The sequence below is a fragment of the Streptomyces sp. NPDC005438 genome, from assembly GCF_040606315.1.
In the GTDB taxonomy this organism is placed as follows: domain Bacteria; phylum Actinomycetota; class Actinomycetes; order Streptomycetales; family Streptomycetaceae; genus Streptomyces.
This window is the reverse complement of the sequence record NZ_JBEXEP010000011.1, coordinates 176,373-189,496: the sequence shown is the minus strand read 5'-3', so window position 1 is coordinate 189,496 and position 13,124 is coordinate 176,373. Positions and strand designations below refer to the sequence as shown.

Annotated in this window: 11 protein-coding genes; 3 read left to right on the top strand and 8 right to left on the bottom strand. The window is 71.4% G+C overall.

Features of this window, described 5'->3' with window-relative positions; translation table 11 throughout:
- From ABZT14_RS22230 to ABZT14_RS22200, 7 genes are all read right to left on the bottom strand, one after another.
- Positions 1 to 1,558: glucoamylase family protein (locus ABZT14_RS22230; protein WP_356305457.1), on the bottom strand; the 1,558-nt coding region annotated here is incomplete at its 3' end.
- A 194-nt stretch (positions 1,559 to 1,752) separates the two neighbouring features.
- Entirely contained in the window at positions 1,753 to 3,675 is a 1,923-nt protein-coding gene (locus tag ABZT14_RS22225; protein ID WP_356305455.1) for a glycoside hydrolase, read from the bottom strand.
- A 133-nt stretch (positions 3,676 to 3,808) separates the two neighbouring features.
- Positions 3,809 to 4,717: a carbohydrate ABC transporter permease gene (locus ABZT14_RS22220; protein ID WP_356305453.1), complete on the bottom strand. Its 909-nt coding sequence runs from the start codon at positions 4,715 to 4,717 to the stop codon at positions 3,809 to 3,811.
- Positions 4,714 to 5,676, bottom strand: coding sequence for a sugar ABC transporter permease (locus tag ABZT14_RS22215; protein WP_356305451.1), 963 nt, complete (start codon positions 5,674 to 5,676; stop codon positions 4,714 to 4,716). The genes ABZT14_RS22220 and ABZT14_RS22215 overlap by 4 nt, the downstream gene beginning before the upstream one ends.
- An 11-nt stretch (positions 5,677 to 5,687) precedes the next feature.
- A complete protein-coding gene (locus ABZT14_RS22210) occupies positions 5,688 to 6,983 on the bottom strand; it encodes a sugar ABC transporter substrate-binding protein (RefSeq protein WP_356305449.1) in 1,296 nt (431 codons plus the stop codon).
- 335 nt (positions 6,984 to 7,318) lie between these two features.
- On the bottom strand, positions 7,319 to 8,413 hold the full coding sequence (locus ABZT14_RS22205) for a LacI family DNA-binding transcriptional regulator (protein WP_356305447.1): 1,095 nt from the start codon (positions 8,411 to 8,413) through the stop codon (positions 7,319 to 7,321).
- A gap of 204 nt (positions 8,414 to 8,617) precedes the next feature.
- Positions 8,618 to 9,124 carry a DUF1453 domain-containing protein gene (locus ABZT14_RS22200; protein ID WP_356305445.1) on the bottom strand — a complete coding sequence of 169 codons (507 nt, stop codon included), beginning with the start codon at positions 9,122 to 9,124 and terminating at the stop codon, positions 8,618 to 8,620.
- 54 nt (positions 9,125 to 9,178) lie between these two features.
- Between ABZT14_RS22200 and ABZT14_RS22195 the strand changes: the two genes are divergently transcribed.
- Both ABZT14_RS22195 and ABZT14_RS22190 read left to right on the top strand, forming a co-directional pair.
- On the top strand, positions 9,179 to 9,784 hold the full coding sequence (locus tag ABZT14_RS22195; protein WP_356305443.1) for a TetR family transcriptional regulator C-terminal domain-containing protein: 606 nt from the start codon (positions 9,179 to 9,181) through the stop codon (positions 9,782 to 9,784).
- A 724-nt stretch (positions 9,785 to 10,508) separates the two neighbouring features.
- Positions 10,509 to 11,243 carry a hypothetical protein gene (locus ABZT14_RS22190; protein WP_356305441.1) on the top strand — a complete coding sequence of 245 codons (735 nt, stop codon included), beginning with the start codon at positions 10,509 to 10,511 and terminating at the stop codon, positions 11,241 to 11,243.
- A 74-nt stretch (positions 11,244 to 11,317) separates the two neighbouring features.
- Here the strand turns inward: ABZT14_RS22190 and ABZT14_RS22185 are convergent, their stop codons facing one another.
- Positions 11,318 to 12,493, bottom strand: a complete 1,176-nt coding sequence (locus ABZT14_RS22185; protein WP_356305439.1) for an epoxide hydrolase family protein — start codon at positions 12,491 to 12,493, stop codon at positions 11,318 to 11,320.
- Positions 12,494 to 12,547: 54 nt separating this feature from the next.
- Here ABZT14_RS22185 and ABZT14_RS22180 point away from each other — a divergent pair, with 54 nt between their 5' ends.
- A complete protein-coding gene (locus ABZT14_RS22180; RefSeq protein ID WP_356305437.1) occupies positions 12,548 to 13,102 on the top strand; it encodes a DUF4303 domain-containing protein in 555 nt (184 codons plus the stop codon).
- Positions 13,103 to 13,124 lie beyond the last annotated feature (22 nt).

Here is a 13,124-nt window from a genome sequence, read left to right as displayed (position 1 = left end):
CCGGCCGATGCCGCAGACGGTGCGGTTGCCGTACATCTCGTTGAGGGTGGCGAAGGTGGAGGCGGTCACCTCCCAGGTGCGGGTACCGGGGTTGCCGGGACACCAGGGGACGGATACGGGCGCCGAACTCGCCCCGGGCGAAGGCGCGTTGCAGCAGGCCGGGACGCAGTCGCTGGGCCAGGGCGGCGGCGATCATGCCCTGGTCGAGGGCGAGCATGAAGTCGCTGACGCGACCGGTGCTGACGTTGACCGAGTCCCGGAAGCCGTAGCCCTTCTGGTAGATGTCGAAGTCCCGGTCCAGGGCGCGGAGGTTCCTCAGGGCGTCGCCGTGGGCGTAGGGCAGGGCCAGGAAGGCGGCGTGCGGGGTCACCACGCCGTTGGTGTAGTCGGACGCCGGGGGCAGGGGCTCGCCCCAGGTGACCGAGGTGCGGTCGGTGTTGGAGCAGTAGCCGTTCACGTCCAGGCCGAGCGCGTCGACGCCGTACTCCTGGTAGCCGCCCTCGGGGACGTTGCAGGGGGAGAAGCCCCAGTAGCCGTACTCGGCCTCGACCAGTCCGTGCTCGATCTGACCACGGATGAAGTTCTCCTGGCTGACCCGCCAGGAGCGCGGTGACCACTCCCGTTCCGGTATCAGCAGGGCGGGCATCAGGGCCTCGAACATCGAGCCGCCCCAGCTGGGGATGACCTTGCGGCCCCGGTAGGTGTAGTACCCCTGCCAGAGGCGGACCCCGTCCACGGTCCGCCAGCGACCCTTCGGGGGCTGCTCCTGCTCGTGCTCGGGCAGCATGGTGCGCAGCAGGCACCAGTAGTGCTCGGCCGGCAGGCTGCCGTCGCCGATGCCGAGGTAACTGGCGATACGGGTCTCGGAGTTGAGGGCGCCGTAGTGGTGGTCGGTGGGCTTGCCGGTGTCGGTCCAGTAGCCGCCCCTGAGCTGGCCGGGGCCGGCCACCGGGTCGTCCGGGTCGTAGGGGGTGTAGAAGAAGGACCAGTCGGCGTCCTTCAGCAGCCGGGCCACCCGCCCGCGTACGGTCGGCTCGGCCTCGGCCGCGATCCGCAGACCGGCCACCAGCCAGGCGTTGTCCACCGAGGACAGGAAGGGACGTACCTCCTCGCCGGTCTCCGGCCACTCGGTGAGCGTGCTGCCGTCCCGGGGGTCGTACCAGTTGAGCCAGAAGCCCTCGGCTCGCTCCAGCCCTTCGACCGCCTCCACGGTGCGGTGCAGCCGGCGGCGCAGGGTGGCCCGGTCCAGGAGGCCCAGGCCGGCCGCCGCGACGGTCGTCCACAGCAGGCAGCCGATGTTGGTGGGGGAGGTGTTGCGGGAGCGGACGGGACGGTCGGCGCCGGTGAACTCGATGGTGTCCGAGGGCAGTCCGAGGTCGGAGGTCATGGCCTCCAGGGAACGGTGGGTGTCGGCGAACCAGCCCATCAGTTGCCGGTGACCCGACCCGGAGCCACCGCCCCGGGAGGGCGTGGCGTGGGCGGGGGACATGGCGGCGGTGCCGAGCCCCAGAGTGGCGGCTGTTCCGGCGCCCGCGGCGATGAAGGTACGACGGTCCATGGCGTCCAACTTCCTGTGCGGTGAGGGGAGGTGAAGAGAGGAGGGGGCCGCCCGGTCCGACCGTTGTCAGGGGTGGTCGGACCGGACGGGTGGGGGGCGAACCCCCCGTTGGCGGTCGCACCGTGGGGGGAGCGGCGACCGCCTTGCCCCGTACGGCCGTTGACAAGGGGTGCGGCGTACGGGGGTGGTGCGGGTCAGCCCCGGGTGAGGCGGACCAGTCGGATGCCTGGATTGGGCAGGGGGAAGGTGAGGGTGACCCGCCCGGAGGGGTCGGCGGTGACCGGGTCGAGCCGCTCCTCGGGCAGTCGGTCGGCCGCCCGGAGCCGCTCCCACTGCTCGTCCTCGGGCCAGTCGCCGCCGCCCGACTCCTCCCAGACGGCCTGGATGTTGGCGTGGTCCGCGTCCACCCGGCGGGCGGTGGGGAGGTAGCCGGCGCCCGGCTCCAGTCCGGTGACCTCCACGGTCACGGTGCGGTCCAGGAGGGGGTCGCCGTCGATCCGGGACTGGTCCAGGGTGCCGTTCCACACCAGGACGTCGACCGTGTGGTGGTCCTCGGCCCGGGTGGCCAGCGCCTCCACCAGGGCCTCGGCGCCGTCGCCGCGTACGGTGGCCGGCACCCGGCCGCCGGCGAGTTGGGAGAGCAGGTAGAGCGCCCAGTAGCGGGGCTTGCGCAGGTTGCCGACGGTCAGCAGGCCGAAGCCGCCGTGGAACAGCCGGGGCGGCCAGCCCAGTTCCTCGAAGTGGTCGGAGGCGACCCAGTAGGCGAGGGCGTCGGTGGAGTGCAGCGCCGCCTTCATTCCGCGCAGCAGGAAGGGCGCGGCGAACACCGAGTCGCTGACCCGGTGGAAGTGGGTCGGGGTGACGCCCCACTCGGTCCAGAGCACCTCCGGCTCGGGGGCGCCGGTGGCCTCGGCGTACGAGCGGGTGAGGGGGCGCATGTCGAGGGGGGCGTTGCCGTAGGTGTGGGTGGACACGAAGTCGATCGGCACCTGGTGGGTGCGGCAGTGCTCCAACAGCGCCCCGACCCAGCCGGCCGCCGCCGAGGAGGGGCCGCCGACCCGGATGCGGGGGTCGACCGACTTCACTGCGCGGGCGGCGACCTCGTACATCCGCAGGTAGTCCTCCCGGGTGCCGTTCCAGAACACCTCCAGGTTGGCCTCGTTCCAGACCTCGAACTCCCAGGTGGCGACCTCGTCCGCGCCGTACCGCTCCCGCAGGTGCACGGTCACCGCGCGGACCAGGTCGCCCCAGCGTTCCCACTGGGCGGGGACCGAGACCAGTGCCCGGTAGTCGAAGACGGTGTACTCCGGGTCGAGCGCCAACTCCCTCGGCATGAAGGACAGTTCGACCACCGGCCGGATGCCGGTGGCCAGCAGCCGGTCGTAGGCGAGGTCCAGACCGGAGAAGTCGAAGCCGCCGTCCGGGAGCACGGTCACGGTCTCGGGGAGGAAGGTGCCGTGGGCCCGGGCGGTACGTACGCCGATCTCGTCCCGTACCCGGTGCAGGGCCTCGGTGTACTCCGCCGCCACGTCGGAACCGCCCGGTCCCGGCTGGTCCCAGAACAGCAGCGAGAAGTGCTCCATCCCGATCATCCGGCGCCACACCTCCGGCAGCCGGGTCGGCCTGACCCCGGCCTCCACCTCCACCGACACCGGGGCGGGCCCTTCCGGGGCACCTTCGGAGGCGGTCAGCGGACGGCCGGGCACCGGCGCGGACAGCGGGCCGGGGCCGTCGTCGGTCCAGGTGGCCACCGCGTAGGAGTACTCCCGCCCCGGCTCGACCAGGGTGTCGGCGTACGGACCGGTGGGCACCGCCAGCACGTCGCCGCCCAGGTGGTCCAGGGGCTCGAACGGCCCGTCGGGGGAGTCCGCGCGGTGCACCAGGTAGCCCAGCGCGCCCGGTACCGGGGCCCACTCCAGCAGCACCAGCCCGGTGCCGCTCCGGGCGGTCAGCTCCCCTGGCGGGGGCAGGGAACCGGTACCGGTCAGGGGCGTGGAACTCGGTTTGCCGATCCGCTGCTCCCAGTCGGCGTGGGCCGCCGACCTGTACTGGGGCACGTCGTCGTTGCCGGCCGCACCGTGGGTGGTGGCGGGGGTTCCGGCGGCGGCGTCAGTCATAGCGGGGTGAACCAATCTGTCGACGGGACACGGGTAGGGGCCGCTGGGGCCCGGGCGGGTGCCGGGTCGCGGGTGTACTCGCGGTGGGACTCGTGGGTCGGGGCGGGTGGGGGTACGTCGGTGGGGAACGCGGTCACTTGAGGCCGGCGGTGGCTACGGACTGGGTGAAGTGCCGTTGCAGCACCGCGAAGACGAACAGCACCGGCAGCACCACCAGGAAGGAGCCGGCCATCAGCACCCCGTTGGAGCCGCTGGCCTGGTTGGGGTCGGTGGCGAAGGTCGCCAGGGCGACCGGCAGGGTGTACTTGTCGGGGTCGTTGGTGGCGATCAGGGGCCACATGAAGTTGTTCCAGGAACCGAGGAAGGTGAAGATCGCCAGGGTGGCCAGCCCGGGCCGTACCAGCGGCAGCGCGATCCGCCAGTACAGGTACCACTCGCTGGCCCCGTCCAGCCGGGCCGCCTCCAGCAGCTCGTCCGGTACGGACTGCATGAACTGCCGCATCAGGAAGACCCCGAAGGCCTGCGCGGCGAAGGGCAGGGTCAACGCGGCGTAGCTGTTGAGCAGTTGGGCCTTGCTCATCATCACGAACATCGGCAGCAGCATCAGGTTGGCCGGCACCATCAGCGCGCCCAGTACCAGGGCGAACACCTTGCCGCGTCCGGCGAACCGCAGTTTGGCCAGCGCGTACCCCACCATCGAGCAGCACAGCAGGTTGCTGAGGGTGACGAAGACGGCCACCACGGTCGAGTTGAGGAAGTACAGCGGCAGGTCGAGCCGGTCCAGCAGTCGGGAGAAGTTCTCCAGGGTCCAGTCGGTGGGGATCCACACCGGCGGGCTGGTCGACAGGTCCTCACGGGTCTTGAAGGAGGACAGCGCCATCCACAGGAAGGGCGCGGCCATGACCAGCACCCCGAGGGAGAGCAGCGCGTAGGTCAGCGGGCGCCGCCCGGAGGGGCCGGTACGTCGCCCGGGGCGGGCGGGCCGGTCGGAACCGGGCTCGGGGTCGGGCTCGGCGAGGTCGGGGAGGTGGGGGGCGCTCATCGGGTGTTGTCCTTCAGCAGCCGGAGCTGGAGCACGGTGACGGCGGCGATGACCAGGAACAGCACATAGGCCATCGCGCTGGCGTAGCCCATGTGGAAGAAGCTGAACCCCTCCCGGTACATCTCCAGCGAGACGGTCAGGGTGGAGGTGCCGGGTCCTCCCTCGGTCATCACGAACGGCTCCTCGAAGACGTTGAGGTAGCCGATCGTGGTGATCACCGTGGCGTACAGCAGGGTGGGCCTCAGCAGTGGGACCGTGATCCGACGGAACTCCTGCCAGGCGTTGGCCCCGTCCAGCAGGGCGGCCTCCCGCACGTCGTCCGGGATCGCCTGGAGGCCGGCGATCACCAGCACCATCACCGTGCCGAGGTTCCTCCACACCGCCATGGCCACGATCGAGGGCATCGCCAGGCTCTCCGATCCCAGGAAGTCCGGTGAGGTCAGCCCGACCTCGGCGGCCAGCCCGGCGATCAGCCCGTCCGCCGGGTCCAGCACGAAGCGCCAGACCACGGCCACCGCGACGATGCTGGTCACCACCGGGGCGTAGAAGCCGACGCGGAAGACCGTACGGAGGCGGTTCACGCCCCGGTTGAGCAGTACGGCGACGGCGGTGCCGGCCGCCAGGGTCAGCGGTACGCCCAGGACCACGAAGTAGCCGGTGTTGAACAGCGCGGTGAGGAAGCGCTCGTCCTGGAACAGCCGGGTGTAGTTGTCCAGCCCGACGAACTCGGTGGACATCGGGTCGGTGACGTTGCGCAGCCCGAAGTCGGTGAAGCTCATCAGGAACGTGGCCACGATGGGGAAGGCCATGAAGGAGCCGAACAGCACCAGGAACGGCGTGGAGAACAACCAGCCCGCCAGGTGGTGCGCGCCCAGCCCGCCGCGCGGGGCGGGCCGCCGCCCCGGTGCGCGGCGGGCGGGCCGTTCGGTGGAGCCGCGTCCGGTCAGGGTCTCGCTCACGGTGTGGCCCCTCAGTCCACGAGTCCGGCGGTGGCCTTCTGCATCTTGGCCGCCGCCTGGCGGGGGCTGGCCTTGCCCTGGGTGACGTCGGCGACGGCCTGGTCGACCCGTGCGCCGAACTCGGCCCACTTGGCTATCGCCGGCACGGGCTTGGCGCTGTCCATCTGGGCGCGGAACACCCGCAGGTCCGCGCTGCGGGTGAGGTCGCCCGCCTTCCAGGCGGCCTTGTTGGCGGGGAGGTTGTTGGTGCGCTTGTTCCAGTCCACCTGTTGGGTGGTGGAGGTCAGGTAGCGGGTGAACTCCTTGGCGGCGGCCTTGTGCGGGCTGTCCTTGAAGGTGACCAGGTTCGCGCCGGCCGCGAAGGAGGTGCTGGAGGCGTCGGCGGGGACGGCGGCGGCCTTCCACTTGCCCTTCAGCTTGGGCTGGTTCTCGGCGATGTTGGTCATCTGCCAGGGGCCGGAGAAGAACATCGGCACGGTGCCCTTGCCGAAGTCCTTCACCACGTCGTACCCGGGCTGGACGCTCTTCTTGGCCAGCCCCTTGTCGAAGTAGGAGCCGTACTCCTTGAGGGCCTTCACCGACTGGGGGCTGTCCAGGGCGGGCTTGCCGTCCTTGTCCAGCAGTTCGCCGCCGGCCGAGTAGAGGAAGGGCAGCCAGTTCTGCCAGGTGTCCAGTCCGCTGGGCTGGAGGGAGACGCCCCAGCGGGTGTCGGCGTCCTTCTGGTAGGCGGTGGCGAGCTTGGCCAGGTCCTTCCAGTTCCTGGGCGCCTGGTCGACACCGGCCTTCTTCGCCAGGTCGGTGCGGTAGTACAGCACCCGGGTGTCGACGTACCAGGGGACGCCGTAGACCTGGTCGTCCACCACGTTGTTCTCCCAGGCGGCGGGGAAGAAGTCGCCCTTGTCGAAGACCTTGGTGTCCACCGGCTCCAGCGCGTCGAGCTGGGCGAACTCGCCCATGAAGGTGGTGCCCATCTGCGCCATGTCCGGCAGGTTGCCGCCGGCCGCCGCGGCCACCAGCTTCTGGTGCGCCACGTCCCAGCCGATCGGGGTGACCTTGACCTTGATGTGGGGGTTCTTCTTCTCGTAGGCGTCGGCGACCTCGGCGAGCTTCTCGCCCTCGGCCCCCATCGCCCAGACGGTGAGGGTCTGCTTCTCGTCGGCGGCGGTCTGCTCGCCACCGGCTCCGCTGCCGCAGGCCGAGGCGGTCAGCACCGCGCCGAGCGCGGTCACCACCCCGAGGGCGCGCAAGGGGGTACGGGCGGCACGTCCGGCGGTTCCGTGTCCGGTGCGGGTTCCAGTGCGACGCATCGTGGCGGCTCCTCCTTGAGCTTCCGGCCAGGCGGCTCCGGCGCGGTACTGAGGGTGATGTATGCGCTGTCTGTAAGCGCATACATCACCCTGTGGGCCAGTCGGCGGCCCGGGCAAGATGTGGAGATGTCACGCTTCCATAACGGAGTGGTCGGGGCCTGCCTCGCCCCGCTGGCGTTCGCCGAAGAAAAGCGGCGCGCGATGCTCCGTTTTCGGGGGCACCCTAGTGACCGTGTCCCGGCCGCACCACGGCCGTCCGTCGAACGGGACAGGTGGGACCGACGTGAAAGCCCGAGGGGGGCGTGGCGCCTCAGGGGTGGGGGCCTACCGCGGGCTCAGGGCCGGCAGCCGCAGCTGGACCGGTACGCCGCCCGGACCGGCAACATCATCGAGGCCGGCGTCACCTCGGGGGCCCGCAGTCGCCGTACCAGCAACTCCACGGCCTCCTCGCCCAGTCGACGCATCGGCTGGCGCACCGTGGTCAGCGTCGGCCGGACGATCTGCCCCAGCGGGATACCGTCGAAGCCGGTGACCGCCATCTCCTCGGGCACCCGTACCCCGCGCCGCTCCAGTGCGCGCAGCGCGCCGATGGCCATCTGATCGTTTGCGAACAGCATCGCCTGCGGCCTCGGGGCGTCTGTCTCGGAGCGGTCCAGCAGCTCCTCCGTCACGCGCCGCCCCTCGGCCTGGGTCATCAGCGAGGTGCGCAGCGCCGGCTCGGCCGGTTCGGGCAGCCCCGCCTCGCGGCAGGCCGCCGCGAAGCCCCGGAAGCGGGCCTCGGCGTCGGGGGAGGCGGGGTCGCCGCCGACGTACGCCAGCCGATGCAGTCCGTGCGCCTCGACCAGATGACGGGTCAACTCCCGTTGCCCGTCGAAGTTCGCCACCTCGATGTGGTCGAGGTGGTCCAGCTCGCGGGGGCCGGCCAGCATCACCACCGGCAACCTGCGGGCTATCGGCTCCAGGTCCTCGGTCGGCACCGTACGGGCCATCACCGCGAAGCCGTCCACCCGGCCGGCGACCTTGGCCACCAGGCTCTCCGGGCCGCCCGCGAGGGAGGCGGCGATCAGCAGGGCGTACCCGTGGCGGCGGGAGGCGCGTTCCATGCCCCGGATGATCTGGTCGGAGTAGAGCATCGCCGCCTCGTCCCCGGCGTCCCGCGCTTCCTCCGTCTCCTCGGCGCTCTCCTCGGCGTCGGGGTCCGCGTAGTCCGGGAAGCACAGGCCCAGTACGCCGGTGCTGCGGCTGGCCAGCCCCCGGGCGTTGCCGCTGGGCACGTACCCGAGCTGCTTGGCCGCCTCCATCACCCGGTCCCGGGTCTGGGCGCGGACCGAGTCGGGGTTGCGGTAGACCCGGGAGACGGTGGCGATGGACACGCCCGCGTGCTCGGCCACGTCGTAGACCGTGGGGGTACCGCTCACTCCTGCGACCATCCGCTTCTTCGCCGTCGGGGGGACCGCGCGGTCCGGCCACCGCGCGAATGAAAGCGCATTCACCGTAAGCTGGTGCCTCGTGGTGAGGCAAGGACGGTGGGTACGTACCGTAACGTCCCCCTGATCCGGCCGCTGTCCCGGCCCGCCCCAAGTCGGCGATACGGCACCGGAGTTGGGGCGTGCGCGTGACCGGGAGCCGGTGGGTCACCGTCGGGCCACCGCCCGCCGGGAGAGGCGGTCGTCGTTCGGGGCGAAGGGGGTGCCGCTGGCCAGCGCCCGCCACCCCAGGACGAGGGCCTCGCCCAGGAGGCCGGCCCCGATGGCGAGGGTGGTGGGCCGCGCTTCCCCGGGGGTGCCGGCGGCGGTGGCGAGGAGGTCGATCCCGAGGTTGACCGCGATCGACAGGACCCACACCCCGAGGGTCGCCAGGGTGTAGCGCTGCCACAGGTGGCCGTCGCGCGGGAACAGCCGGGGGGTCAGTCCGCGCAGCGCCCCCATGGCGAGGCCCACCACGGAGGCGGTGGCGATCCACGCCAGGTCACGGCCGTCGGGGTGCAGGTCGTTCGCCAGGCTGTGGACCCCGAGCCCGGTGAGGATCAGGGGCGGCGCGAACAGTTCGCGCGCCCTGAGGGGTTCGCCGACGAACCGTTTGACGATCACGCCCACGGCGAGCGCGACCACGATGATCACCGTCCACACAGCGGCCTCCATTTTTCTGACACGGTCATGCTAAATAAAGTAGCACGTGCCTGCTATAACGGTTGGATGCCGAAGATCGTGGACCCCGAGGAACGACGGGAAGCCGTCGTCGAAGCGCTGTTCCGGGTGGTGGACCGGGAGGGCCTGGAGCGCGCCTCGCTGCGCAACGTGGCCGCCGAGGCGGGACTCGCCATCGGCTCGGTACGCCACTACTTCGACCACCACTCCGAACTGACCCTCTTCGCCATGAGGGCGATGAGCGAGCGGGTCAGCGCCCGCCTCACCCGACGCGTCGAGCGGGGTTTCGACGGGGACGACCGCCGGGAGGCCGTGGTCCAGCTGCTCGCCGAGGTGCTGCCCCTGGACGAGCGGCGCCGCCGGGAGGTCGTGGTCTGGCTGGCGTTCCTCACCGCCTCCCGCACCCGACCCGAACTCCGCGCGCACGCCGACGAGTTGTACGACGGGCTGCTCACCCTCGTCACCCACGTACTCGAAGGGGCCCACCGTCGTGACGCCCTGGCGGCCGGGGTGGACATCCCGGCCGAGGCGCGACGGCTGTGCGCGGTACTCGACGGACTGTCGATGCAGCTGGTCCTCCACCCCGGCCGCATCGACCCCGAGTCGGCGCTCACGGTGCTGCGAGGGCACCTCGCCGCCCTCGGCCGGGACTGAACCGCCACCCCTCCCGGCGCCGTACGAGGGGGCGGCCGGGCTGGGGTGACCCGTGGCGAGGTCCGACCTGCCATGGGGCCCTGGCGGGTCGGCGGACCGGCCGGCAGAGGGGTGCGGTCACGGAAGGCGCGACGCGGGTCGTCCACCCGGGCGTCGGGGATCTCCCAGAGGGCGAAGTGGCCTCCCCGGTCATGGGTGTTGACGTTCCCCGGGTGCAACCAGCCCGCTCGCGGGCCGTTCTGGAACACCTGGAGGTGCTGCTCGGTGGTGTGGACGCCGGGCGGGTTCTCGTAGGTGACCAGGGTGACGCCCGTCAGTGCCTCCACCGGTTCGTGAACGATCCTTTTCGCGGTCGTGGAGGGCCGGGCGCTCCTCGTGGGGCCCCGTACCTCGGAGGGCGCCGAGGTGCGAAGCCCCACCCGCCCCCCGTCCCTCGGCCGAACTGCTCGCGTACGCCGGGGAGCCGCGTACACGGAAGCGCGCCCGCTGAGGCATCCGGCCAGGGCTGGTGGCTCGGTCCCCCGTGGGGCTGGGCGGGGGAGGCCCTCGCGGGACCATCACAGTCTCGATACGACTTGCCCACCCCACGGTCACCCTGGGCTCCGGGGCGCTCACCAGGGGAGACGCCGGCTGGGGGTTGGCGGAACTCTGTACCGGTTTGGGGTGCCGAGTGGTGACTCGGGCTTCTCGGGGGCTTGTCGGTGGGCCCCTTTAGGCTCCGCTCATGCGCCACACGAAGATGCTGGTCGGACTGGTCGCGGTCGGCGTACTCGCGACCGGTTGCGGCTCCGGGGACTCCTCCTCCGAATCCAAGCCCGCTCACGCGGATGCCAGAGACGCCGAGAACGCTGAAAACGCCGAGAACGACACCAAGGAGAGCCCGCAGGCCGCGATGCCGGTCGCGATCACCGGGCCCCAGAGTGACGTGCTCACCAGTTCCACCGACGACAAGTTGAAGGTTCGCCCCGAGCCGCCCAACACCGCGCCGTTCACCGACCGGGTCGAACACAAGCTACGCGAACAGGTCTTGAGCTCGGTCAAGGTGCCCGGCAAGACCAGTGCCGACTGCCCCGACGGCGTGACCCAGAAGGCCGGTGCGGTCAGCACCTGCAACGTCACCTACGAGGGCGCCGTCGTCCCGTACGAGGTCAAGATCAGCGACTCGTACAAGGAGGGCAGCTTCATGACCTTCTACAACACCAAGCCCCTCAAGGGCCTGGTCGTCGCCAAGGCCGTCTACCAGACCCTCTACAAGCAGTACGGGCCGGAGTCCGGGCGCAGCGACGCCAGCAAGCTCGCCTGCCAGAAGCTGCCGGCTGCCAAGGCCGTGGCGTTGCAGACCGACTCCGGTCTGCGCTGCCAGTACTGGAGCAAGTACGCGGGCCAGGGCAAGGGCGGGTACGAGACGCTCAGCGTCAAGGCCGGCAGCTACGGCCCCACGCTGGAGCAGATGCGCTGATCCGCTCCTGAACTCCCGGGCCCCGGCGGTCAGTCGGCCGCCGAGGCCCGGGAGTCCGGCCGGCGCCCGCCACCTCAGCGCGCCGGGTGGTTTCCCTCGCGCAGCTGCCGGAAGAACGTGCGGATGTCCGCCACCAGCAGGTCCGGCTGCTCCATCGCCGGGAAGTGGCCGCCCCGGTCGTGGTCGGTCCAGCGCACGACGCGGTCGGTCCTCTCCGCGAGGTGGCGCAGCGGGAGGAAGTTGTCGTGGGGGAAGTGGGCGAGGGCGGTCGGAGCGGTGGAGGGTTCGGTCGGCCGTCCGTGGTGGTCGGCGTGGGCCCGCTCGTAGTAGAGGCGGGCGGAGGAACCGGCGGTGCCGGTCAGCCAGTACAGCGTCACGTTGGTGAGCAACAGGTCACGGTCGACGGGCAGTTCGGCCCACTCGTCCCACTTCTCCGCGATCCAGGCCAGCTGGCCCACTGGTGAGTCGGTCAGTCCGTAGGCCAGGGTCAGCGGGCGGGTGGACTGGATGTCCGCGTAGCCCTGCTGTTCGCGGCACCAGTGCTGGTACCGCGCCCAGGACAGTCGGGTGCGCTCGGCCTCCCGGGGTGGCAGGTCGGACAGGTCGCCGGGCTCGTGGGTCATGTGGGCGCCCGGCAGCAGGTTGAGGTGCACCCCGAGGACCTCGGCACGGGTGCGTCCCAGTTCGCGGGAGATCGCCGCGCCCCAGTCGCCGCCCTGCACTCCGTACGTGTCGTAGCCCAGCCGCCGCATCAGCGTGGCGAAGGCCCCGGCCACCCGGCGGAACTCCCAGCCCCGCTCGCGGGTGGGGCCGGACAGTCCGCACCCCGGGATGCTGGGAAGCACCAGGTGGAAGGCGTCGGCCGGGTCGCCGCCGTACCGTGTCGGGTCGGTGAGGGGCCCGGCCACGTGGAGGAACTCGACCGGGGAGCCGGGCCAGCCGTGGGTCATCAGCAGGGGAGTGGCGTCCGGTTCCGGTGAGCGGAGGTGCGCGAAGTGGACGCGGGCCCCGTCGATGGTGGTGGTGAACTGCGGCCAGGCGTTGAGGCGTGCCTCCTGGGCGCGCCAGTCGTAGCCGTGCCGCCAGTAGGTCACCAGTTCCCGCACCCGGTCCACTGGTATCCCGTACTCCCGGCCGGTGCCCGGGAGTTGGTCCGGCAACCGGGTCCGGTCCAGGCGGTGGCGGAGGTCGTCCAACTCCTCTTCGGGCACTGAGAGGTGGAAGGGTTTCAGGAGGTCGGCGGCGCTCATGGCGGAAGCATCCCACCGGGCCGGACCGGCCGGAGTGGCCGGTAGGTTCGGGGGATGCCCTCTCCCGAAGTGTCAGAGCTGCGAGAACGCCTGGTGCGTTCCCTGGTCGCCACCCTCGGCCCGGTGCTGTCCGCGCACCGTGACGAGGAGCTGTACGCCCTCGCCCTCACCACGGACAGCGACGTGATCACCGTCCGACTGGCCGCCCACACCGAGGAGGCTCTGGCGTCCATGGGCGTCGCACCGGAGGACCTCGACCACTTCCGTTGGTGGCCCGACGAGTGGGGGATCAGTGACGAGGGGGTCGTACCGGAGAACGGTGTCGAGTCGTTGGTCGCGCTCAGTGAGGAACTGTTCGACCGCCACGCGGCCTTCCCTGACCACCAGCTCTGGGTCCGCCAGGCACGGGAGGTGCTGGACCAGGCCCTGGGGGACGAGCGGGTCCGCGCCCGGTTGTCGGCGATGAACGCCGACTGGCACCCGGTGTTGTTCGTCGTCGACACCGACGGGGACCCCGGGCCCACGGTGCGCGGTATCGAGGTCCTCAACCCGGGACACCCGCACCCGGAGCGGGTGGCGGCAGCCCGCCGCCACTTCGCCGAGGACTGACCCGACGCGTACGGGCGCGTAC

What these genes read in the sequence shown, in the direction of transcription:
- ABZT14_RS22225 (WP_356305455.1), bottom strand. Translation starts at nt 3,675, where the DNA reads ATGACTGACGCCGCCGCCGGAACCCCCGCCACCACCCACGGTGCGGCC.
- ABZT14_RS22220 (WP_356305453.1), bottom strand. Translation starts at nt 4,717, where the DNA reads ATGAGCGCCCCCCACCTCCCCGACCTCGCCGAGCCCGACCCCGAGCCC.
- ABZT14_RS22210 (WP_356305449.1), bottom strand. Translation starts at nt 6,983, where the DNA reads ATGCGTCGCACTGGAACCCGCACCGGACACGGAACCGCCGGACGTGCC.
- ABZT14_RS22205 (WP_356305447.1), bottom strand. Translation starts at nt 8,413, where the DNA reads ATGGTCGCAGGAGTGAGCGGTACCCCCACGGTCTACGACGTGGCCGAG.
- ABZT14_RS22200 (WP_356305445.1), bottom strand. Translation starts at nt 9,124, where the DNA reads ATGGAGGCCGCTGTGTGGACGGTGATCATCGTGGTCGCGCTCGCCGTG.
- ABZT14_RS22195 (WP_356305443.1), top strand. Translation starts at nt 9,179, where the DNA reads ATGCCGAAGATCGTGGACCCCGAGGAACGACGGGAAGCCGTCGTCGAA.
- ABZT14_RS22190 (WP_356305441.1), top strand. Translation starts at nt 10,509, where the DNA reads ATGCGCCACACGAAGATGCTGGTCGGACTGGTCGCGGTCGGCGTACTC.
- ABZT14_RS22185 (WP_356305439.1), bottom strand. Translation starts at nt 12,493, where the DNA reads ATGAGCGCCGCCGACCTCCTGAAACCCTTCCACCTCTCAGTGCCCGAA.
- ABZT14_RS22180 (WP_356305437.1), top strand. Translation starts at nt 12,548, where the DNA reads ATGCCCTCTCCCGAAGTGTCAGAGCTGCGAGAACGCCTGGTGCGTTCC.